Annotated in this window: 19 protein-coding genes; 3 read left to right on the top strand and 16 right to left on the bottom strand. The window is 52.0% G+C overall.

Annotation, left to right across the window (positions count from 1 at the left end):
• Window positions 1-13: 13 nt before the first annotated feature.
• Window positions 14-1,792 carry an aminopeptidase P family protein gene (locus ACLJXE_RS02610; protein ID WP_410750013.1) on the top strand — a complete coding sequence of 593 codons (1,779 nt, stop codon included), beginning with the start codon at window positions 14-16 and terminating at the stop codon, window positions 1,790-1,792.
• A 54-nt stretch (window positions 1,793-1,846) separates the two neighbouring features.
• Here ACLJXE_RS02610 and ptsG read toward each other — a convergent pair whose 3' ends face one another.
• The 14 genes from ptsG to yceD form a co-directional block, all read right to left on the bottom strand.
• Window positions 1,847-3,280 (bottom strand): PTS glucose transporter subunit IIBC, encoded by a 1,434-nt coding sequence (ptsG, locus tag ACLJXE_RS02605; protein ID WP_005128998.1) that lies wholly within the window; start codon window positions 3,278-3,280, stop codon window positions 1,847-1,849.
• 293 nt (window positions 3,281-3,573) lie between these two features.
• Window positions 3,574-4,371 carry a metal-dependent hydrolase gene (locus tag ACLJXE_RS02600; protein ID WP_286629223.1) on the bottom strand — a complete coding sequence of 266 codons (798 nt, stop codon included), beginning with the start codon at window positions 4,369-4,371 and terminating at the stop codon, window positions 3,574-3,576.
• A gap of 10 nt (window positions 4,372-4,381) precedes the next feature.
• Window positions 4,382-5,386, bottom strand: coding sequence for a DNA polymerase III subunit delta' (gene holB, locus ACLJXE_RS02595; protein WP_410750012.1), 1,005 nt, complete (start codon window positions 5,384-5,386; stop codon window positions 4,382-4,384).
• Window positions 5,383-6,024, bottom strand: coding sequence for a dTMP kinase (gene tmk, locus ACLJXE_RS02590; protein WP_271441744.1), 642 nt, complete (start codon window positions 6,022-6,024; stop codon window positions 5,383-5,385). The genes holB and tmk overlap by 4 nt, the downstream gene beginning before the upstream one ends.
• Window positions 6,014-7,036 carry a cell division protein YceG gene (gene yceG, locus ACLJXE_RS02585; protein ID WP_410750011.1) on the bottom strand — a complete coding sequence of 341 codons (1,023 nt, stop codon included), beginning with the start codon at window positions 7,034-7,036 and terminating at the stop codon, window positions 6,014-6,016. Before yceG ends, tmk begins: the two co-directional genes overlap by 11 nt.
• Before the next feature lie 2 nt (window positions 7,037-7,038).
• Window positions 7,039-7,848 (bottom strand): aminodeoxychorismate lyase, encoded by an 810-nt coding sequence (gene pabC / locus ACLJXE_RS02580; RefSeq protein WP_410750010.1) that lies wholly within the window; start codon window positions 7,846-7,848, stop codon window positions 7,039-7,041.
• A 130-nt stretch (window positions 7,849-7,978) separates the two neighbouring features.
• Window positions 7,979-9,220, bottom strand: coding sequence for a beta-ketoacyl-ACP synthase II (fabF, locus tag ACLJXE_RS02575; protein WP_005129014.1), 1,242 nt, complete (start codon window positions 9,218-9,220; stop codon window positions 7,979-7,981).
• An 85-nt stretch (window positions 9,221-9,305) separates the two neighbouring features.
• Entirely contained in the window at window positions 9,306-9,542 is a 237-nt protein-coding gene (gene acpP / locus ACLJXE_RS02570; protein WP_000103754.1) for an acyl carrier protein, read from the bottom strand.
• Between the two features lie 154 nt (window positions 9,543-9,696).
• Window positions 9,697-10,431, bottom strand: coding sequence for a 3-oxoacyl-ACP reductase FabG (fabG, locus tag ACLJXE_RS02565; protein ID WP_286629219.1), 735 nt, complete (start codon window positions 10,429-10,431; stop codon window positions 9,697-9,699).
• 12 nt (window positions 10,432-10,443) lie between these two features.
• Window positions 10,444-11,373, bottom strand: a complete 930-nt coding sequence (gene fabD, locus ACLJXE_RS02560; RefSeq protein WP_286629218.1) for an ACP S-malonyltransferase — start codon at window positions 11,371-11,373, stop codon at window positions 10,444-10,446.
• A 15-nt stretch (window positions 11,374-11,388) separates the two neighbouring features.
• Window positions 11,389-12,342, bottom strand: a complete 954-nt coding sequence (fabH, locus tag ACLJXE_RS02555) for a beta-ketoacyl-ACP synthase III (RefSeq protein WP_005129019.1) — start codon at window positions 12,340-12,342, stop codon at window positions 11,389-11,391.
• 78 nt (window positions 12,343-12,420) lie between these two features.
• Window positions 12,421-13,500 carry a phosphate acyltransferase PlsX gene (plsX, locus tag ACLJXE_RS02550; protein ID WP_271441739.1) on the bottom strand — a complete coding sequence of 360 codons (1,080 nt, stop codon included), beginning with the start codon at window positions 13,498-13,500 and terminating at the stop codon, window positions 12,421-12,423.
• Window positions 13,501-13,622: 122 nt separating this feature from the next.
• Entirely contained in the window at window positions 13,623-13,796 is a 174-nt protein-coding gene (rpmF, locus tag ACLJXE_RS02545) for a 50S ribosomal protein L32 (protein WP_003036242.1), read from the bottom strand.
• Between the two features lie 16 nt (window positions 13,797-13,812).
• Window positions 13,813-14,334 (bottom strand): 23S rRNA accumulation protein YceD, encoded by a 522-nt coding sequence (yceD, locus tag ACLJXE_RS02540; protein WP_003036239.1) that lies wholly within the window; start codon window positions 14,332-14,334, stop codon window positions 13,813-13,815.
• Window positions 14,335-14,531: 197 nt separating this feature from the next.
• Between yceD and ACLJXE_RS02535 the strand changes: the two genes are divergently transcribed.
• The gene (locus ACLJXE_RS02535; protein WP_286629216.1) at window positions 14,532-15,116 is read left to right on the top strand and encodes a Maf family protein; all 585 of its coding nucleotides are present in this window, start codon (window positions 14,532-14,534) and stop codon (window positions 15,114-15,116) included.
• An 82-nt stretch (window positions 15,117-15,198) separates the two neighbouring features.
• Here ACLJXE_RS02535 and rluC read toward each other — a convergent pair whose 3' ends face one another.
• Window positions 15,199-16,152, bottom strand: coding sequence for a 23S rRNA pseudouridine(955/2504/2580) synthase RluC (rluC, locus tag ACLJXE_RS02530; protein ID WP_286629215.1), 954 nt, complete (start codon window positions 16,150-16,152; stop codon window positions 15,199-15,201).
• A 698-nt stretch (window positions 16,153-16,850) separates the two neighbouring features.
• Here rluC and rne point away from each other — a divergent pair.
• On the top strand, window positions 16,851-20,111 hold the full coding sequence (rne, locus tag ACLJXE_RS02525; RefSeq protein WP_410750009.1) for a ribonuclease E: 3,261 nt from the start codon (window positions 16,851-16,853) through the stop codon (window positions 20,109-20,111).
• 41 nt (window positions 20,112-20,152) lie between these two features.
• Here rne and ACLJXE_RS02520 read toward each other — a convergent pair whose 3' ends face one another.
• Window positions 20,153-21,088 carry a LysR family transcriptional regulator gene (locus tag ACLJXE_RS02520; protein ID WP_410750008.1) on the bottom strand — a complete coding sequence of 312 codons (936 nt, stop codon included), beginning with the start codon at window positions 21,086-21,088 and terminating at the stop codon, window positions 20,153-20,155.
• Window positions 21,089-21,144 lie beyond the last annotated feature (56 nt).

Raw genomic sequence — 21,144 nt, 5'->3', positions numbered from 1 at the left:
CCTGAAGGTAACTATGCACAACTCAACTCCCCTTTCCGCCCTGCGCAGTCTGCTGTTAGCGCAGGGACTGGATGGCATGATTGTTCCCCGCGCCGATGCTCATCAGAGCGAAGATTGCACACCGCACGACAATAAACTGGCCTGGCTCACCGGCTTTAGTGGTTCCGCTGGTCTTGCATTGGTACTTCGCGATCGCGCGCTGATGTTTGTCGATGGGCGCTATCAGGTCCAGGTGCGTAACGAAGTCTCTCTCGATGATTTTGAAATCCATCATTTGCACGATGAACCTCTGGCCGACTATTTGCAGGCTTACGTCACCTCGGGTTCGCGTATCGGCTTTGAACCTCTGCTGATGGTCAACAGCCAATTTGAAGCACTGTCGGCCACTCACTGCAAACTGGTTCCGATGGAACGCGATCCCTTCGACCAGATCTGGCTCGACCGTCCAGCCGCCCCCTGTGGTGTTATTCGCGAAATGCCCATTGAGATAAGCGGTGAAAGCAGCGCGCATAAGCGCGTAAGAATAGTGGAGCAACTGACTCAGCATCAGGCCGACGTACTGGCGATCACGCTGCCGGATAACATCGCCTGGCTACTCAATGTCCGTGGTGCCGATCTTGCGATGGTTCCGGTTCCTTTTTCGTTTGCCCTGCTACATCGCAGCGGCGAACTGGAGTGGTTTGTTGATAATAATAAGACGCAGCAGCTGCCTGCATCATTGCTGGAGACAGTCACGCTGGCCCCGCAAGAAAACTTTCTCTCTCGCTGCCAGCAACTTGCCCAGGGAAAGCGTTTCCTGGTTGATAAAGACTATGCGCCAGTCGCGCTGCGGTTTGCCATTGAACAAAACGGGGGTGAGGTTCTCTGGGTCCCCGATCCCATCACATTGATTAAAGCTCATAAAAATGATGTTGAACTGGCAGGGTATCGGGAATGCCATGAACAGGATGGCGCCGCATGGGTAAACTTTCTGGCCTGGCTGGCGCATGAAGTGCCATTGCGTGAGGCGGCAGGTAATCCTGTCACTGAACTGGAAGCACAAGCTAAACAGCTGGCGTTTCGCCAGCAGCAGCCCGGATTTATAGAACAAAGTTTCAGTACTATTTCCGCCTCTGCCAGCAATGCGGCGATGTGCCATTACCATTCGAGTGAGAAAACAAATACGCCCATCACCACACAGGCAATGTATCTGAATGATTCCGGCGGCCAGTATCAAAATGGTACTACGGATACAACCAGAACACTCGCCTTTGGTCCACAGGATCCGCAGCGTCGACTGCATTACACCGCCGTACTGAAAGGGTTTTTATCACTGATCTCATTGCAATTCCCCAGCGGTACGCAGGGTCACCAATTGGATGCGTTTAGCCGTCGGGCGCTTTGGGAGTTGGGTCTGGATTTTGACCACGGCACAGGACACGGCGTAGGCCACCAGCTACTGATCCACGAGCAACCGCACCGCATTGCGAAGAAAGTGAATCCCTGGCCTTTGGTGGCGGGTAACATTATCACCATCGAACCAGGCTATTATCTGGCTGGACAATATGGGATCCGCATTGAGAATCAGGTGGAGATTATCAATAGCCGACCCAGTTTTTGCCGCTTCTCTACCCTGACGCTGGTCCCCATCGATCTGAACCTTGTTGAATTACATCTGCTAAGTGATGCAGAGAAACAGTGGATTGATGATTATCATCAACAGGTAAGAGAAACGCTATCGCCACGCGTGGGCAGCGACGCGCGCCCGTGGCTGTTTGCTGCTACGGCGCCAATTCGCGTTCAGACTAATTAAGGCATAAAAAAGGCAGCCCGCAGGCTGCCTTAGTTCTCCCCAACATCTTACTGCTTAGCTGTTACGGATGTACTCATCCATTTCAGTTTTCAGGTTATCGGACTTGGTACCGAAGATAGCCTGAACACCAGAACCCGCGACCACAACGCCCGCCGCACCCAGTTTTTTCAGGCCAGCCTGATCCACTTTGGCAACGTCAGCAACGCTGACGCGCAGACGCGTGATGCACGCATCGAGGTTAGTGATGTTTTCTTTACCGCCAAACGCGGCAACCAGTGCCGGAGCCATTTCGCCAGTCGCGCCCGCTTTGTTGTCTTCAGTCGCATCTTCACGACCCGGAGTTTTCAGGTCCAGCGCTTTGATCAGCACACGGAAGATGGTGTAGTAAACAATCGCGTAACCAATACCGACAATCGGGAACAGCCACAGTTTGCTGCTGTTACCGGACAGAACGATAAAGTCGATCAGACCATGAGAGAACGACGTACCGTCGCGCATACCCAGCAGAATACAGATTGGGAATGCCAGGCCTGCCAAAATCGCGTGGATGATGTACAGGATCGGTGCCACGAACATGAAGGAGAACTCGATCGGCTCGGTGATACCGGTCAGGAACGAGGTCAACGCAGCGGAGATCATGATACCGCCCACTTTCGCGCGGTTTTCCGGTTTAGCAGAGTGCCAGATTGCAATAGCGGCAGCAGGCAGACCGTACATTTTAAACAGGAAGCCACCGGACAGTTTGCCCGCAGTCGGGTCACCTGCCATATAGCGAGGGATGTCGCCGTGGAATACCTGACCCGCAGCGTTGGTGTATTCACCGATCTGCATCTGGAATGGAACGTTCCAGATATGGTGCAGACCAAACGGCACCAGGCAGCGTTCGATGAAACCATAGATACCGAATGCGACGACTGGGTTCTGGTACGCCGCCCACTGGGAGAACGTCTGAATAGCAGTACCGATCGGCGGCCAAATGAAGGACAGGACCACACCCGTGAAGATGGCAGCCAGACCAGAAATAATAGGAACGAAGCGCTTACCGGCAAAGAAGCCGAGGTACTCAGGCAGTTTGATGCGGTAGAAACGGTTAAACATGTACGCTGCAATCGCACCGGAGATAATCCCCCCGAGAACACCCGTATCAGCAAGGTGTTTAGCGGCGATCTCTTCAGCAGGTAAATGCAGAACCAGCGGCGCAACAACAGCCATGGTTTTAACCATGATGCCGTAAGCAACAACTGATGCCAGAGCCGATACGCCGTCGTTGTTGGTGAAGCCTAACGCAACACCGATAGCGAAAATCAGCGGCATGTTCGCAAAAACAGATCCGCCTGCTTCTGCCATTACGTGCGATACAACGGCTGGCAGCCAGCTGAAGTTAGCGGAACCGACACCCAGCAGAATACCTGCAATCGGGAGTACGGATACCGGTAGCATCAGCGATTTACCGACCTTTTGCAGGTTAGCAAATGCATTCTTAAACATAATTGAGAGTGCTCCTGAGTATTTGTGCTTTTCTACGTTCTCACGCATTGGCGAGGGGGGAGAACCTCGCCGTGGACAGGGCATCTAAGTACCCTTTATTTATTACACAGAGTAAAATAATTCAGTTCATTTTTGTTTGACGGCTATCACAATTCAGCTGTGGATAGCCGAAAAACCCGCACATTCCGATAAAATGAGTAGCTGAATGTTTCCAACTGGTTATTCACCGCCCATTTTGTGGCGGTGAACTTTACTCGCTTTATTTATTAATTACGAGCTTTAAAAAAACTCAGTTAGCGGGCTGATTGCAGGCGAGAAGCGTCGATGTGAAACAGGCGGGCAAAGTTATCTGTGGTGATTTGCGCCAGTTCTTCAACGGCAACACCTTTCAATACGGCCATGTACTCTGCGACATCCCGAACCATGGCTGGCTGATTCTCTTTTCCGCGATGCGGTACAGGCGCAAGGTATGGGGAATCAGTCTCAACCAACAAACGATCCAGAGGAACATAACGCGCTGCATCGCGGAGCTGCTCAGCATTACGGAACGTGACGATGCCAGAAAACGAAATATAAAATCCGAGATCCAGCAATTTACCCGCAGTTTCCCTGTCCTCTGTAAAACAGTGTAGTACGCCGCCACAATCCGTCACGTTTTCTTCGCGCAGAATCGACAGCGTATCGGCACGCGCATCGCGGGTATGAACGATAACTGGCTTGTGTAACTCACGGCCAATCTGGATATGGTGGATGAATGATTCCTGTTGGCGAACTTTAGTTTCCGGAGTGTAAAAATAGTCCAACCCCGTTTCACCCAGCGCAACTACGCCCTCTTCGGCGGCAAAGCGACGCAGGTCCTCGACGTCATAGGTTTCATCCTGGTTTAGTGGATGAACGCCACATGAGAAAACCACATTGTCACGCTCGCCGACCAGTTTACGCATACTGCGGTATCCTGGTAGCGTGGTGGCAACAGCAAGACAGAACTTCACATCACGCGCGGCCGCTTTCGCCAGCACGTCATCCACGTCCTTATGCAAAGATTGATAATCCAGACCATCAAGATGGCAGTGTGAGTCGACTAAAAACATAATGTCTCTCTCAAAGATGGGGAACAGGCAGTATGGTGCCTGGTTGCAGGTAATGCTCAGTACGGAGAATAAGATCGGTTAATACCAGTTCACGGTTTACGCCGGTCACGTTAAGCAATTGCTGACGACAGTGACAAACATCACCGAGTATCGCCTGTATCTGCGCGACGGATAACCGCTCAGCGATTGACGATATCAACGCCAGAGCATCAGGATTGGTTAAATGGGCAACGCCATACGGGCGTTTGAGTGCATCTGTAAACAGCGTTGCCAGCCAGTGTAAACGGGTCGCAGCGTGCTCATGATTAAGTGCCGCCAACAGGATATACCAGTCGCCGGATTGCAATGTGTTCGCCAGTGCTGCACAGAAGTCAGTCCGGTGCGCCCAGCTTTCGGTTTGTAGCAACGTTAATGCCGCACCGGGCGATCCGGCACTCAGCCATAATGCGCTCAGTAGCGCCTCCTGAGATGCCGTCACTTCGCGGGCAAGCCAGGAAATGGCATACGATTCTGCCGGAGGAGCAAGATGATGTAACCGACAGCGGCTGCGTAGCGTCGCCAATAATCTTGCCGGCTCTGTGCTGGCGAGGAAAAACCAGGTCTGTGCCGGAGGCTCTTCCAGAGTTTTCAGCAAGGCATTGGCTGCTGCATCGGTCAACTGAGCCGCATCGGGGATCCATACCACCTTTGCCCCTCCCAGACGTGAGTGCTCGTAGAGCTTCTCGCTGACTTCACGTACCGCATCAACACCCAGCGTACTTTTTCCTTTTTCTGGCAACAGCGAATAATAGTCCGGGTGTGTACCTGCCTGCATCAACTGACAGCCACGGCAGTGCCCGCAGCTTTTGTGTCCTTCCGGCTGCTGGCACATTAAATAGCGGCTAAGAGCGTAAATCAGCGCGTCGTCACCCATTCCGGGTAACGCCTGAATCAGTAGCGCATGGTGACCACGACCCGCCTGGTAGCTGGCTACCAGTTTTTCAAAATCCGGTCGTAACCATGGATACCATTTCATGCGCCCTGCTCCTTCACCCACTCGGTGATGGTATTGCGGATATCCTCCATCACGACATCAAGCGGCTGTGTTGCATCAATCGTACGAATACTGGCGTCTTTGGCAGCCAGTTCAAGGTAGCGTGCGCGGGTGCGATTGAAGAAATCGAAAGACTCCTGTTCAATACGATCCAGTTCGCCACGTGCCCGAGCACGTTTTAACCCTACCTCGGGTGTCACATCCAGATACAGGGTCAGGTCAGGGCGAAAATCGCCGAGCACGGCATCCCGCAGTGTTGCCAGCATGTTTTGATCGATCCCACGACCACCGCCCTGATAGGCCTGAGTCGACAGATCGTGACGATCGCCAATAACCCAGCGGCCTTTTGCCAGCGCTGGCTTAATCACGGTTTCAACCAGCTGTACGCGCGCGGCATAAAACATCAGGACTTCGGCTTTATCGGTAATCACTTCATCGCCGACCGATTTGATGTCCAGCACCAAACTTCTTAACTTCTCTGCAAGCTGGGTCCCACCGGGTTCACGGGTAAATACCATGTCGCGAATCCCGAGTTGCTCAAGTGTCTCGACCACTACGTCACGTGCAGTGGTTTTTCCGGCGCCTTCCAGGCCCTCGATGACGATGTAATTACTGCCCATTTTTTTCCTTAAGCACTTTCAGATAATCCTGCACGGAGCGGTTGTGGCTGACAAGATTAGTGTTAAACGTGTGACCGCCTTTACCGTCAGCCACGAAATAGAGATACGGGGTCTTTGCCGGATGCGCGGCCGCCTGCAGCGAAGCCTCACCAGGCATGGCAATCGGACCCGGCGGCAAACCGGTGATGGTATAAGTGTTATAGGCGGTCGGCATTTCCAGATCTGCACGCGATAATTTTCCATTATACCGTGCCCCCATACCGTAAATCACGGTCGGATCGGTCTGCAAGCGCATACCGATACGTAAGCGGTTAATAAAGACCGAGGCCACCTGGTCACGCTCGCTGGCAACAGCGGTCTCTTTCTCAATAATTGAGGCCATCGTCACCAGTTGATTTTTGTCTTTATATGGCAGTCCGTCAGCGCGCCCTTCCCAGACCGTATCCACGGCTTTAACCATCTTTTGATTCGCACGCTTCAGCAACGCCACATCGGTAGTATTCGCGGTATACATCCAAGTATCTGGCCAGAACCAGCCTTCCACCCACTCCGGGTTTTCCAGCTTCAGTGCTCTGGCGACGGTTTCGTAGCTATCATCGCTCAGCGTATGCTTGATATACGGTGCATCGCGCAATTGTTTCAGGTAATCGCTCAGGCGCATCCCCTCGACCAGACGTAACGGAAACTGCGCTTCTTTGCCGCTTTCCAGCAATTGCAGCATCTCGCGTACGGTCATATCAGGCGTTAAACGGTAGGTTCCGGCTTTAAAATGCGAAAGTTCAGGTTCAACACGTAACAACCACTGGAATACCCGCGGACGATTGATAACCTTGTCCGTATACAGCTGTTCCCCCAGCGCCAGACGGCCCGTCCCCGCTTTCAGCGTAAAAATTGTCTCTTCTTTGATCAATAACTTACTGTCCGCCAGATGACGAACTTTCCACATTCCCACTCCCGCGGCAATGCCCAGCACAACCAGTAATAACAGGACAACGAGTAACAATTTTTTCATGACTAATTTGGGTGCTCACAAAGTGGGGCTAAAAAATTGAATAACAAACGTGAAGACAACGGCCTGTCGTCACAGGTACGCACGGGGAGAACAGGCATTAATGCATTGCAGACGACGATTTCTTCGGCCTGCATAACCTCCGCCAACCCGGCATACACTTCGACAACCCTGAAAGGCGATTGTGCCAGCATACGTATACAGAATTGTCGCATAATGCCATTCACACCTGCCTGATCCAGCCGGGGCGTATAAACCACGTCGTCTTTTCGCCAGAACAAATTAGCCGCACAGCATTCCGTAACCCATCCCTCGCTGTCAAGAACCAGCGCTTCATCGGCGTCCGTCTGTTCAAGATGAGAGCGGATCAGCACCTGCTCCAGCCGATTCAGATGCTTAAGCCCGGCAAGCATCGGGTTGCGCCCCAGACGAACAGGACTTAACGCCAGCACGATGCCTTGCTTTCGCCAGCTATCATAATGTGCAGGGTAAGCTGATACAGAGAGGATACGAGTCGGCTCATGACAACTTGCCCCACTGTAACCACGACCGCCACTGCCGCGGCTGATAATCACTTTCAGTACGCCACGAGCATGCCCTGCAGCCAGTTTTTCCATTTCAGCTTGCAATTCTGGCCACTTATCAAAGGGGATAAACAATGTTTGGCATGCGTCCTGCAAACGCTGGAGATGCGCGGCAAAAAAGCAAATTTTGCCGTCGGTAATACGCGCAGTGGTAAAGCAGCCATCACCAAACTGCGTCGCCCGATCGCTTGCAGCCAGCACATCCTGCTCACGGCCATTAATTAAGAACATAGTGGCTCCTTATTCGTGGTCCGCTAGTTTGGCAGGATGAGTCACCCAGGACAAGGACTGAAAATTGAATAAAAAAAGGCCCGACAAGCGGGCCTTTTCTCTTAGAGCCTGGTAAGTCACCTGCTGGTACTTAGATCTTTTTGAAGATCACAGAACCGTTGGTACCACCGAAGCCGAAGGAGTTGCACAGTGCGTATTCCATACCGCTAACCTGACGCGCCTCGTGCGGAACGAAGTCCAGGTCACAACCTTCATCCGGGTTATCCAGGTTGATGGTTGGCGGAACGGCCTGATCGCGCAGCGCCAGAATAGAGAAAATAGACTCTACCGCGCCCGCAGCACCCAACAGGTGCCCGGTCATGGATTTGGTTGAACTGACCATCACGCTACGTGCAGCATCACCAAACACCGATTTCACGGCCTGGGTTTCTGCTTTATCACCTGCTGGTGTGGACGTACCATGCGCATTGACATAGCCAATACGACCTGGTTCAATCGCCGCATCACGCAGTGCATTGACCATCGCCAGCGCAGCACCTGCACCGTTTTCCGGAGGTGATGTCATATGGTAAGCATCGCTGCTCATACCAAAGCCAACCACTTCAGCATAGATTTTTGCGCCACGCGCTTTCGCATGCTCGTACTCTTCCAGTACCACCATACCTGCGCCGTCGCCCAGCACAAAACCGTCACGCTCTTTGTCCCACGGACGGCTTGCCGCTTGCGGGTTATCGTTACGCGTAGACAGCGCACGTGCTGCGCCAAAGCCACCCACACCCAGCGGTGTACTGGCTTTTTCTGCTCCACCCGCAACCATCGCGTCCGCATCGCCGTATGCAATGATACGCGCGGCATGACCGATGTTGTGCACGCCTGAAGTACAGGCCGTGGCGATGGAGATGCTTGGCCCTTGCAGGCCGTACATGATGGTCAGATGACCCGCCACCATGTTAACAATCGTCGACGGAACGAAGAACGGGCTGATCTTACGCGGTCCACCATTTACCAGAGAGGTATGGTTTTCTTCGATAAGACCGAGACCGCCAATACCGGAGCCGATAGCGGCGCCAACACGGTGAGCGTTCTCTTCCGTAATTTCGAGGCCAGAATCCTGCATGGCCTGAACGCCAGCGACAATTCCATATTGAATGAAGGCATCCATCTTGCGCTGTTCTTTGCGCGAGATAATGTCATCACAGTTAAAATCCTTTACTAAGCCAGCAAATTTCGTTGCATAGGCGCTAGTATCGAAATGGTCGATCAGGCTGATGCCACTCTGACCGGCAAGGAGAGCTTTCCAGGTAGACTCTACGGTATTGCCGACAGGAGACAACATGCCCAGTCCGGTCACAACTACACGACGCTTAGACACGGTTGTCCTCCAGGGAGGGAAAATAATTCAAGTGGGAAAAAAAGATAAAACTCAGGCGGTCGAATGACCGCCTGGAGATGTTCACTTACGCCTGGTGGCCGTTGATGTAATCAATGGCAGCCTGAACGGTAGTGATTTTCTCAGCTTCTTCGTCCGGAATCTCAGTATCAAACTCTTCTTCCAGAGCCATTACCAGCTCAACGGTGTCAAGAGAATCCGCGCCCAGGTCTTCAACGAAGGAAGCATTGTTGGTAACTTCTTCCTGCTTAACGCCAAGCTGTTCGCCGATAATTTTCTTAACGCGTTCTTCGATAGTGCTCATACTCTTAAATTTCCTATCAAAACTCGCTTTCGCGATGGTTTTCGTAGTGTATAAAATGTTGAAAAATTTGCAACTAAATCCCGGCAGGTCTTACCACGATTTTACGTTATTTTGAGGCTAATCCCTACAATAACGCAAATCTTTTTCATCGTGGTTAAACCATGTACATCCCGCCGTTGACGTGCAAAGTCTCACCAGTGATGTAACTTGCTTCGTCGGAAGCTAAAAATGCAACCGCGCTGGCGATTTCCTGAGCGCCACCAAGGCGACCCGCAGGAACCTGCGCCAGAATACCCGCACGCTGATCATCAGACAGCGCACGCGTCATGTCCGTTTCAATAAAGCCCGGAGCAACAACGTTTACAGTAATACCACGGGACGCGACTTCACGCGCCAGTGATTTACTGAAGCCAATCAGACCCGCTTTCGCCGCAGCGTAGTTAGCCTGACCCGCATTTCCCATGGTACCAACCACAGAACCGATAGTGATAATACGACCATGACGCTTTTTCATCATAGCTCGCATTACCGCTTTTGACAGACGGAAAACAGATGACAGGTTGGTTTCGATGATATCGTTCCACTCGTCATCTTTCATGCGCATTAACAGGTTATCACGAGTAATCCCGGCATTATTGACCAGGATATCGACTTCACCAAATTCTGCACGAATATTTTCCAGAACAGATTCGATAGATGCAGGATCGGTCACATTCAACATCAGACCTTTACCCTTTTCACCTAAGTAATCGCTGATGGCCTGCGCGCCGCTTTCGCTTGTTGCAGTGCCGATAACGATCGCGCCACGGGCAACGAGTGTCTCAGCAATTGCGCGGCCAATGCCACGGCTTGCACCGGTAACCAGCGCGATTTTTCCTTCAAAACTCATGGTTTTCCTCTTTTATTGCTCTAGCGCCGCAGACAACGCCGCCGGCTCATTCAGTGCCGAAGCAGTCAGGGTGTCAACAATACGTTTCGTTAAACCGGTGAGGACTTTACCCGGACCGACTTCATACAGGTGCTCTACGCCCTGAGATGCCATAAATTCAACGGTTTTAGTCCACTGAACCGGGCTGTAAAGCTGACGAACCAGTGCATCGCGGATAGCATCGGCGGTGGTTTCGCACTTCACGTCAACGTTGTTCACAACGGAAACAGTCGGCGTGTTAAAGGTAATTTTCTGCAGTTCAATAGCCAGTTTCTCGGCCGCAGGCTTCATTAGCGCACAGTGAGATGGAACACTCACCGGCAGCGGTAACGCACGCTTAGCGCCAGCAGCTTTACAGGCCGCGCCTGCACGCTCTACAGCTTCTTTGTGCCCGGCGATAACCACCTGACCTGGTGAGTTAAAGTTTACCGGTGAAACCACCTGACCTTCAGCAGACTCTTCGCACGCTTTCGCGATAGCGGCATCATCCAGACCGATGATAGCAGACATACCACCAGTGCCTTCCGGAACGGCTTCCTGCATAAATTTGCCACGCAGTTCAACCAGGCGCACGGCATCAGCAAAATTGATAACACCTGCACACACCAGTGCAGAGTATTCACCCAGACTGTGACCTGCCATCAGCGCAGGCGTTTTACCCCCCTGCTGCTGCCATACGCGATACAGCGCGACAGATGCCGTCAACAGTGCTGGCTGCGTCTGCCAGGTTTTATTCAGTTCTTCTGCCGGACCTTGTTGAGTCAGAGCCCAAAGATCATAGCCCAGCGCTGCTGAAGCTTCAGCAAAAGTTTCTTCAACAATTGGGTAGCTTGCTGCCATATCAGACAACATTCCAACGGTTTGAGAACCCTGACCCGGGAACACAAATGCAAATTGCGTCATATTAAAATCCTTATACTAGAAACGAACCAGCGCGGAGCCCCAGGTGAATCCACCTCCGAAGGCTTCAAGCAATACCAACTGCCCTGCTTTAATTCGCCCGTCGCGGACGGCTTCGTCCAACGCGCACGGTACGGAAGCCGCTGACGTATTGCCGTGTCTGTCCAGCGTGACGACGACATTATCCATCGACATACCCAGCTTTTTCGCTGTTGCGCTGATAATGCGAAGATTTGCCTGATGTGGCACCAGCCAGTCCAGCGCAGAACGGTCGAGATTATTTGCTTCCAGCGTTTCATCAACGATATGAGCAAGTTCGGTAACCGCAACTTTAAATACTTCGTTACCCGCCATCGTCAGGTGAATCGGGTTTTCCGGATTCACGCGATCGGCATTTGGCAGCGTCAGCAGTTCGCCATAGCTACCGTCAGCGTGCAGATGGGTGGAGATAATACCCGGCTCTTCAGATGCGCTCAGTACAACCGCACCCGCGCCATCACCAAAAATAATGATCGTCCCGCGATCGGTTGGATCACAGGTGCGCGCCAGCACATCTGATCCGACAACCAGCGCATGTTTGACCGCGCCAGATTTTACATACTGATCGGCAACGCTAAGTGCATAGGTAAAACCAGCACAGGCTGCTGCAACATCAAACGCTGGGCAGCCTTTAATCCCCAGCATACTTTGGATCTGGCACGCCGCGCTTGGAAATGCGTGGGTTGATGACGTGGTCGCAACCACAATCAGACCAATTTGCTCTTTGTCGATGCCGGCCATTTCAAGTGCACGGTTAGCGGCAGCAAAGCCCATCGTCGCAACTGTTTCATTTGGCCCAGCAATATGGCGTTCGCGGATACCTGTACGACTGACGATCCACTCATCAGACGTCTCGACCATTTTTTCCAAATCGGCGTTAGTACGCACTTGTTCAGGCAGATAGCTGCCAGTACCAATAATCTTCGTATACATGTACGCTCAGTCACTTTTTGGTTATATACCGCCACGAGCAAATCACTGGTACGTTGACAGCACCCTCAGCCGGCACTGTTACCTGTGCACTCGTGAGTTGATACTTTCGCCACCGTCCAGCAGTTCGAATCCAGCTGGGTATACAGATTCCAGGCGAGCGGCAATTCGCTGAGGAACTTGTCGCTGCACCGCCTGCACTGCCTGTTCAATCGCGACTTCAAATGCTCGCTGATTGGCAGCACCATGACTCTTAATCACCGTGCCGCGCAATCCTAACAGACAGGCGCCATTATACTGGTCGGGGTTGAGGTGACTAAATCGCCTTGTCAGGCTTTTTTGTAACCAACGTTTTAATAACAGCAGCCACCACGACCGTTTTTTGCCCTCACCCTGAGATTTCAGCAGTGAAAGGAACATTCTGACAACACCTTCCATCGTCTTTAATGTGACATTACCTGTAAAGCCGTCACAGACCAACACATCGGTTTTGCCCGTCAGCAACTCATTGGCTTCAAGATAGCCGATATAATTGATAGAAGGGATTGTTTTTAGCACAGCAGAAGCATCCCGAATACTGTCGAGACCCTTAGTTTCTTCTTCACCGATATTGAGTAACGCAACGCGAGGATTGGCAATCCCAACCACCTCTTCTGCCAACACGGAACCCATGACGGCAAATTGCACCAACATCGTACTATCGCAATCCACGTTGGCACCTAAATCCAGCACCACCGTTTTGCCCTTTTGCTGATGCGGTAAAACCGTAACCAGCGCAGGACGCTCAATACCCTCAAGGGGTTTGAGCAAGAGTTTCGCAAGTCCCATTAATGCGCCCGTATTACCAGCGCTGACACAGGCTTGTGCTCGACCTTCTTTCACGAGCTCCAGGGCGACACGCATTGAGCTTCCACGACTGGCGCGGATGGCTTGCGAGGGCCGGGCATCACTGGCAATAACTGACTGAGCAGGGATAATCTGCAGACGTGAACGTTGTTCGAAGTCAGCTTTGGCAAGTAATGGCGTGATTGTATCGGGATCCCCGACTAAAAGAAGAGTGAGTTGCGAATTAGAATTCAGTGCCTGCAATGCTGCAGGCACTGTCACGGTAGGGCCAAAATCTCCCCCCATGACATCTAACGCCAGGGTTAGACGTGTCAAGGTATCGTCGCTGCCCGGTTAGGTATTTCCCCAGTCACCCGGGGAAAGCCTCACTAAGCTTCATCACGCTTGTGCTCTCTGTCTTTCTCACCGAAGTGGGAAATCCATTGAGTCATGCGTGATTACTTAGCGATTACCTTACGGCCACGGTAGAAACCGTCGGCAGTGATGTGGTGACGCAGGTGTTGTTCACCAGAAGTTTTGTCTACAGACAGGCTGGTGACTGCGGTCAGAGCGTCATGAGAACGACGCATGCCACGTTTGGAACGGGTTGGTTTATTCTGTTGTACGGCCATGGACCTTACTCCTCAATTACTTACGCTTTAAGCTGGCTAATACGGCAAATGGGTTTGGTTTTTGCGCTTCATCAGGCAATTCGCCAAAGACCATGTCCGCCTCGGACACTTCACAGTGTTCAGAATCATGCACCGGAACTACCGGCAAGGAGAGGATAATTTCATCTTCAACCATTGCAAGCAGATCGATTTCACCGAATTCGTTAACCTCAATCGGCTCATACGCTTCCGGGAGTGCTTCAGCCTGCTCGTCAGAACGGACAGGACTAAAACAATATGTTGTGTGAACATGAAGTGGGAACGGTTTCCCGCAACGCTGACACTCGAGCGTAACCGAAACCTTCGCATCACCGGTTATAACGGCAAGACGCTGGTTATCGATAGCGAACGACATGGAGCATTCCACATCACTGTCCACACTGACTACAGAATCGGCGACGCGCTCAACCAGATCAGAAGTATAGATACCTTCATAATCGAGGCGTTTTTGAGCCGTACGAACCGGATCAAGAGTCAGGGGTAATTTTACCTTTTGCATAGGGCGCGCATATTAACTTTGTAACGTCATATAGTCAAAGAAAAAGGCAGCCTGTGGTTGCCTTTTGCCAATAATTCGCACACATTGCGGGTCATCGACTTAAAATCGATCACGACAAGCCATCGCAGCCAGCTTGAAGGACGAAGTCCATAGTTTAAAATGGCTCTCATCATTACGCTATATGCGGGGGAAAAAATATGCCTCAACTTATTCTTGCGTCCACCTCTCCCTGGCGTCGCGCTTTGCTCGAAAAATTGGCCATCCCGTTTGAATGCGCTGCCCCGGAGGTTGATGAAACCCCCTTACCCGGCGAAACACCTCGGCATTTAGTGTTACGCCTGGCACAAGAAAAAGCGCAATCCCTTGCGCATCGGTTTCCATCACATTTGATAATTGGGTCTGATCAAATTTGTGTTCTTGATGGTGAAATAACCGGCAAGCCGTTAACGGAAGAAAACGCCAGACAACAATTAACCAAAGCCAGTGGAAATATTGTCACTTTTTACACAGGACTGGCGCTTTATAATTCAGCTAACGGTCATCTACAAACCGAAGTTGAACCGTTCGATGTCCATTTCCGCCATTTAAGTGACATGGAAATTGAAGATTACGTGCGTAAAGAACGCCCGTTACATTGCGCAGGCAGTTTTAAAAGTGAAGGATTAGGGATAGCGCTCTTTGAGCGTCTGGAGGGCCGCGATCCTAACACACTGATTGGCTTGCCGCTGATCGCATTGTGTCAGATGCTGCGCCGGGAAGACATGAATCCGTTAAAAGCCTAGTTAATCTGCCTGATGGCGACGCGGTGCGTCTTATCAGGCCTACGGCGCATAGCGCGATTGTAGGCCTGATAAGCAACGCGTATCAGGCTTTGCTGCGCAATACCTCAAGGCAGCGCTTCAGCTGATTATCCATCGGCGCTTCAATACGCATAACCTCACCCGTACCGGGATGGGTAAACTTCAACGCAGCAGCATGCAGGAACAGCCGGTTCAACCCCGTACCCGACAGTTGCTTATCAAACTCACGGTCGCCATAGCGGTCATCAAAAGCAATCGGATGCCCGGCAAATTGCGTATGGACACGGATCTGGTGAGTACGACCGGTTACCGGGCTACAGCGTACCAGCGTGGCAAACGCATAGCGTTCTTCTACTTTAAAACGGGTTTCCGACGGTTTCCCTTCCTGATTCACCCGCACGATACGCTCACCGCTTTGCAGAATGTTCTTTAACAAAGGTGCCTGCACAGTTTTGACATGCGATTGCCACTGACCCCTTACCAGCGCCAGATAGTCTTTTTGCATGCCTTTTTCACGCAATTGTTCATGCAGTGAACGCAGCGCCGAGCGCTTTTTGGCGACCAGCAACACACCGGAGGTATCACGGTCCAGACGATGCACCAGTTCAAGGAAACGCGCTTCAGGACGTAAGGCACGTAAACCTTCGATCACACCAAAGCTTAATCCGCTGCCACCATGAACGGCAGTGCCAGAAGGTTTGTTAAGTACCAGTATATGGTCATCTTCATACAAAATGACATCAGTCAACGCAGCGACCTTCTGCAAATTCGGAGAAATCGCTTCTTCTTCACGCTCAGCGACACGCACAGGCGGAATACGCACAATATCCCCGTCTTCGAGTTTGTACTCGGGTTTGATGCGTTTTTTATTCACCCGCACTTCGCCTTTACGCAAAATGCGATAAATCATACTTTTCGGCACGCCTTTGAGCTGGGTGCGCAAAAAGTTGTCGATGCGTTGCCCTGCTTCATCGGCAGTAATGGCAACTATTTTTACGGCTGGAGTCTCTGTTTTCATGGGGGCCGATTTTAAATAGCCATCAAGATTCGCGCCACACATTTTTCTATGCTTATATTAACTGCTATACCCTATTACTTAAGTTTGACATAACCGATTTGGTGGTTATTAAAGCAATCACCAGGCGGAAGTGTAAAAACTGTGAGTAACTGGGTGATAAATGGCAAAAGTCATCTTGCTATAACAAGGTTAGCAGTGGAATAATGGGCTTGTTTCCGTGTTGAATCTTGTTAAAACAAGAACTTTTCCGGAATGACCCAATTTTGCCCGACCGATCATCAACGCAGCAATGGCGTAAGACGTATTGATCTTTCAGGCAGTTAGCGGGCTGCGGGTTGCAGTCCTTACCGGTAAGTGCTCTATGGATTTCGCGTTGTAGGAAGGCGGCAAGTCTGGAATTCCCAGCTGCTTACTCCTGTAAGTCGCTGGGGTGAGAAGATGAAGCCAACGCACCAACAGCGTGAAAGACGACAAGCACAATGGAAGCTTCTCTGGAGAGTAATACCCAGACTGTTCCCCTGATAATTGCGCTGTGTTTCCGTATGAAATACAGGCAACCGACACTCTGCGCCTCTTTGAGCTGACGATAACCGTGAGGTTGGCGACGCGAATAGACACGAGGCCATCGGTTCACACCCGGAAAGGCATTTCTCTGCCCGCAGCTTAGTCGTCAATGTAAGAATAATGAGTAAGTTACGATGAAAAGAATGTTAATTAACGCGACTCAGCAGGAAGAGTTGCGTGTCGCCCTTGTAGATGGGCAGCGTCTGTACGATCTGGATATCGAAAGTCCTGGACACGAGCAGAAAAAAGCCAACATCTATAAAGGTAAAATTACCCGTATTGAACCGAGTCTGGAAGCTGCTTTCGTTGATTACGGCGCTGAACGTCACGGTTTCCTCCCGTTAAAAGAAATTGCCCGCGAATATTTCCCTGCAAACTACAGTTCCCATGGCCGTCCCAACATTAAAGATGTGTTGCGTGAAGGTCAGGAAGTTATCGTCCAGATAGATAAAGAAGAGCGCGGAAATAAAGGCGCAGCACTGACAACCTTTATCAGTCTGGCTGGCAGCTATCTCGTTTTGATGCCAAACAACCCGCGTGCGGGCGGCATCTCTCGTCGCATTGAAGGTGACGACCGTACCGAATTAAAAGAAGCGCTGGCAAGCCTGGAACTGCCTGATGGCATGGGGCTTATCGTGCGTACCGCGGGTGTCGGCAAATCTGCCGAAGCGCTGCAGTGGGACCTGAGCTTCCGTCTGAAACACTGGGAAGCTATTCAAAAAGCGGCTGAAAGTCGCCCCGCCCCGTTCCTGATCCACCAGGAAAGCAACGTCATCGTTCGTGCTTTCCGTGACTATTTACGTCAGGATATTGGTGAAATCCTTATCGATAACCCGAAAGTGATGGAGATGGCGCGTCAGCACATCGCTGCGCTGGGTCGTCCGGATTTCAGCAGCAAAATCAAACTGTACACCGGCGAAATCCCACTGTTCAGCCACTACCAGATTGAATCGCAGATTGAATCTGCCTTCCAACGTGAAGTGCGTCTGCCTTCCGGCGGGTCAATCGTTATCGACAGCACTGAAGCGCTGACGGCTATCGATATCAACTCCGCACGCGCAACCCGCGGCGGCGATATTGAAGAAACGGCGTTTAACACCAACCTTGAAGCTGCCGATGAAATTGCGCGTCAGTTGCGTCTACGTGACCTTGGTGGCCTGATCGTCATCGACTTTATTGATATGACTCCGGTTCGCCACCAACGTGCGGTAGAAAACCGTCTGCGCGAAGCCGTTCGTCAGGATAGAGCACGTATTCAGATCAGCCATATTTCTCGCTTCGGTCTGCTGGAAATGTCCCGTCAGCGTCTGAGCCCGTCTCTGGGTGAATCCAGCCACCACGTCTGCCCGCGTTGCTCCGGCACCGGTACCGTGCGTGACAACGAATCGCTGTCGCTCTCCATTCTGCGTCTGATCGAAGAAGAAGCACTGAAAGAGAATACCCAGGAAGTTCACGCAATCGTCCCGGTACCCATTGCGTCTTATCTGCTCAACGAAAAACGTACTGCGGTCAATGCCATTGAGACGCGTCAGAATGGTGTACGCTGTGTGATCGTGCCAAACGATCAGATGGAAACGCCGCACTATTCCGTACTGCGTGTACGCAAAGGGGAAGAGACGCCAACTCTGAGCTATCTGCTGCCGAAACTGCACGAAGAAGCGATGGCATTGCCGACGGAAGAAGAATACGTCGAGCGTAAGCAACCTGAACAACCGGCACTCGCAACGTTTGCGATGCCTGATGTTCCGCCTGCCCCGGCGCTACAAGAACCCGTTGCGAAACCTGCCTCTGCGCCAAAAGTTGCCGCAACAGCGGCCGCAACAGCCGCACAGCCTGGTTTGATTAGCCGTTTCTTCGGCGCGCTGAAGTCTATCTTTAGTGGTAGCGAAGAAGTGAAACCGGTGGAGCAACCCGCACCGAAAGCCGAAGAAAAAGCTGAACGCCAGCAGGATCGTCGTAAGCCGCGCCAAAACAATCGTCGCGACCGCAACGAACGCCGTGATAACCGCGACAACCGTGGCGATCGTGACAACCGCAACGAACGTTCAGAAAATGGCGAAAACCGCGATGAAAATCGTCGTAACCGTCGTCAGGCGCAGCAGCAGAATGCTGAAGCGCGTGACAACCGCCAGCAATCCAGCGAAGTTGCAGATAAAGCGAAATCCGGCGACGAGCAGCAGGCTCCGCGTCGTGAACGTAACCGCCGTCGCAACGATGATAAGCGTCAGGCGCAGCAGGAAGTTAAAGAGCTGAACCAGGCTGAACAGCCTGCACAGGATTCCGAGCAGGAAGAACGCGTGCGTCAGCCGCAGACTCGTCGTAAACAGCGTCAGTTGAATCAGAAAGTTCGATTCACCGACAGCGCGCCGGTTGAAGCCGAAGTGTCTACTGCAACCATCGTTGCTGAAACCGCTGTTGCTCAACCTGTTGAACAGTCCGCACCGGCTCAACGTACCGAACTGGCTAAAGTCGATTTACCAGCAGTCGTTGCACCAGAGCAAGAAGACAACAACGAAGCACGAGATAACAACGGTATGCCTCGTCGCTCGCGTCGTTCTCCTCGCCATCTGCGCGTAAGCGGGCAGCGTCGTCGTCGCTATCGTGACGAACGTTATCCGGTTCAGTCGCCGATGCCGTTAACGGTTGCCTGTGCTTCTCCTGAATTAGCATCCGGCAAAGTCTGGATTAGCTACCCTGTTGCCCGTGCTCAGGACATGCAGGTTGAAGAACAGCGCGAACAGAAACTGGATCAGGAACAAAACACGGCTGTGGCAGTAGAGCCTCAAGTCGCTGCTGCTGTCGTAGAGCACATTGCGGATGTCCCTGTACAGGAAAACGTCGTGCAACCTGATGTTAGCGTAGCGGAAACGCAGACTGTTGTGGCTGAAACGGCACATCCGGAAGTGATTGCCGCTCCGGTTGCTGAACAACCGCAGATTATCGCCGTCGCTGATGCACCTGTTGCCGAAGAGATTGCCGCACAAGCTGAGCCTGTTGCTGACGTCGCACCACCAGCAGTAGCCGAAGAGCCTGTTGAAACCGTAGCTTCCCAGCCAGAAGTGGTTGAAGAGGTTAGTGAGGTTGCGCCAGTTGTTGAGGTTGCGCCGGTTGTTGAGGCAGCCCCCATTGTTGAAGCGCCGAAAGATGCGATGAGTGCCGTAGCGCCAGCCACAGTGGCCGAAGTCGCGACAGCCAGCGTAGACGCTGAACTGATTCACAGCCATGCGACCGCACCGATGACTCGTGCACCAGCACCTGAATATGTACCAGAAGCGCCGCGTCATAGCGACTGGCAGCGCCCTGCTTTTGCCTTTGAGGGTAAAGGTGCGGCAGGTGGACACAGTGCCAGCCATCAGGCAACCGCACCAGCAACGCGCCCGCAGCCTGTTGAGTAAGTCATAAGCAATGAAAAAGCCGACCTCAGGGTCGGCTTTTTTTATACGTCGTGAACGCCCCTCATCCCCGTTACCTGTGGCATAACATCTTTCATCAATGCCAGAAATTTGCGTAAGCGGGTTGGATAATAACGTGCCCAGGGATAAACCAAATGCACGGGCAATGACGACGCATGCCAGTCAGGTAATAGCGTAATCAATCTTCCGCAGGCTATATCGTCTTCAACCATCCAGCTTGAGACAAGGGTAACCCCCAGCCCCGCAAGTGCAGCATTTCTGGCGACATAAATACTGTCGGTACTTAATCTGGGAGAAATATTCAACGTGATAGCTTCGTTACGCTGGTGATGAAGTAACGACACGCTGTGCTGATAAAATGTATTTACCGCGATCCAGGGCAGCGCCGATAGCTGTTCAGGGTGAGCCAAAATCCCAAATTGCGCGAGAAGCTCAGGACTTGCCACCATACTTCGCGGGACTTCAGCCAACAATACCGAAACCGTTGCCGGATCAACCTCAACCCCAACCCGGATAGCGCAGTCGATATTATCGCTGAGAAAATCAACGGTCTTATCATTCAGCATCCACTCAACGGATAACTGTGGATAGCGGGAAAGGAATTGCAGAAGCGGTTCAAGGAGTTGCTGTTGGCCGAACGCATGCGGTGCCCGAACCCGCAACGTCCCCACGGGCTCATCCTCCGTGACGTTCAGTCCATCCTCCAGCGCCAGCCAGGCATCAATAATGTGTTTGGCGTGCTGATACCCTCGCTCGCCATCATCAGTCAGTTTCATTGCATGGGTGGTACGCATAATCAGCTTAACGCCCAACAGCGTCTCAAGGGATTGCAGTCGTCGACTGACGGTTGCCTGGGTGGTACCCATTTGCTTTGCCGCCGCAGAAAGCGAACCAGCCTCGACGATGCGCACAAACGTGCGCATCAACTCCACCCTGTCTATACGTTCAGTTTTTATCATTTAGTCATTATTCATACGTGTAGCGTATAACTGTTTTACCACTGCGCGCGCTACCG

It is taken from the genome of Citrobacter sp. U14242, from assembly GCF_046555775.1.
Lineage (GTDB): Bacteria > Pseudomonadota > Gammaproteobacteria > Enterobacterales > Enterobacteriaceae > Citrobacter.
The sequence above is the reverse complement of the archived record's forward strand: the minus strand, read 5'-3'. Positions and strand labels throughout refer to the sequence as shown.

Coding starts and splice junctions, on each gene's coding strand:
- ACLJXE_RS02610 (WP_410750013.1), top strand. CDS start 14: ATGCACAACTCAACTCCCCTTTCCGCCCTGCGCAGTCTGCTGTTAGCG.
- ptsG (WP_005128998.1), bottom strand. CDS start 3,280: ATGTTTAAGAATGCATTTGCTAACCTGCAAAAGGTCGGTAAATCGCTG.
- ACLJXE_RS02600 (WP_286629223.1), bottom strand. CDS start 4,371: ATGTTTTTAGTCGACTCACACTGCCATCTTGATGGTCTGGATTATCAA.
- holB (WP_410750012.1), bottom strand. CDS start 5,386: ATGAAATGGTATCCATGGTTACGACCGGATTTTGAAAAACTGGTAGCC.
- tmk (WP_271441744.1), bottom strand. CDS start 6,024: ATGGGCAGTAATTACATCGTCATCGAGGGCCTGGAAGGCGCCGGAAAA.
- yceG (WP_410750011.1), bottom strand. CDS start 7,036: ATGAAAAAATTGTTACTCGTTGTCCTGTTATTACTGGTTGTGCTGGGC.
- pabC (WP_410750010.1), bottom strand. CDS start 7,848: ATGTTCTTAATTAATGGCCGTGAGCAGGATGTGCTGGCTGCAAGCGAT.
- acpP (WP_000103754.1), bottom strand. CDS start 9,542: ATGAGCACTATCGAAGAACGCGTTAAGAAAATTATCGGCGAACAGCTT.
- fabG (WP_286629219.1), bottom strand. CDS start 10,431: ATGAGTTTTGAAGGAAAAATCGCGCTGGTTACCGGTGCAAGCCGTGGC.
- fabD (WP_286629218.1), bottom strand. CDS start 11,373: ATGACGCAATTTGCATTTGTGTTCCCGGGTCAGGGTTCTCAAACCGTT.
- fabH (WP_005129019.1), bottom strand. CDS start 12,342: ATGTATACGAAGATTATTGGTACTGGCAGCTATCTGCCTGAACAAGTG.
- rpmF (WP_003036242.1), bottom strand. CDS start 13,796: ATGGCCGTACAACAGAATAAACCAACCCGTTCCAAACGTGGCATGCGT.
- yceD (WP_003036239.1), bottom strand. CDS start 14,334: ATGCAAAAGGTAAAATTACCCCTGACTCTTGATCCGGTTCGTACGGCT.
- ACLJXE_RS02535 (WP_286629216.1), top strand. CDS start 14,532: ATGCCTCAACTTATTCTTGCGTCCACCTCTCCCTGGCGTCGCGCTTTG.
- rluC (WP_286629215.1), bottom strand. CDS start 16,152: ATGAAAACAGAGACTCCAGCCGTAAAAATAGTTGCCATTACTGCCGAT.
- rne (WP_410750009.1), top strand. CDS start 16,851: ATGAAAAGAATGTTAATTAACGCGACTCAGCAGGAAGAGTTGCGTGTC.
- ACLJXE_RS02520 (WP_410750008.1), bottom strand. CDS start 21,088: ATGATAAAAACTGAACGTATAGACAGGGTGGAGTTGATGCGCACGTTT.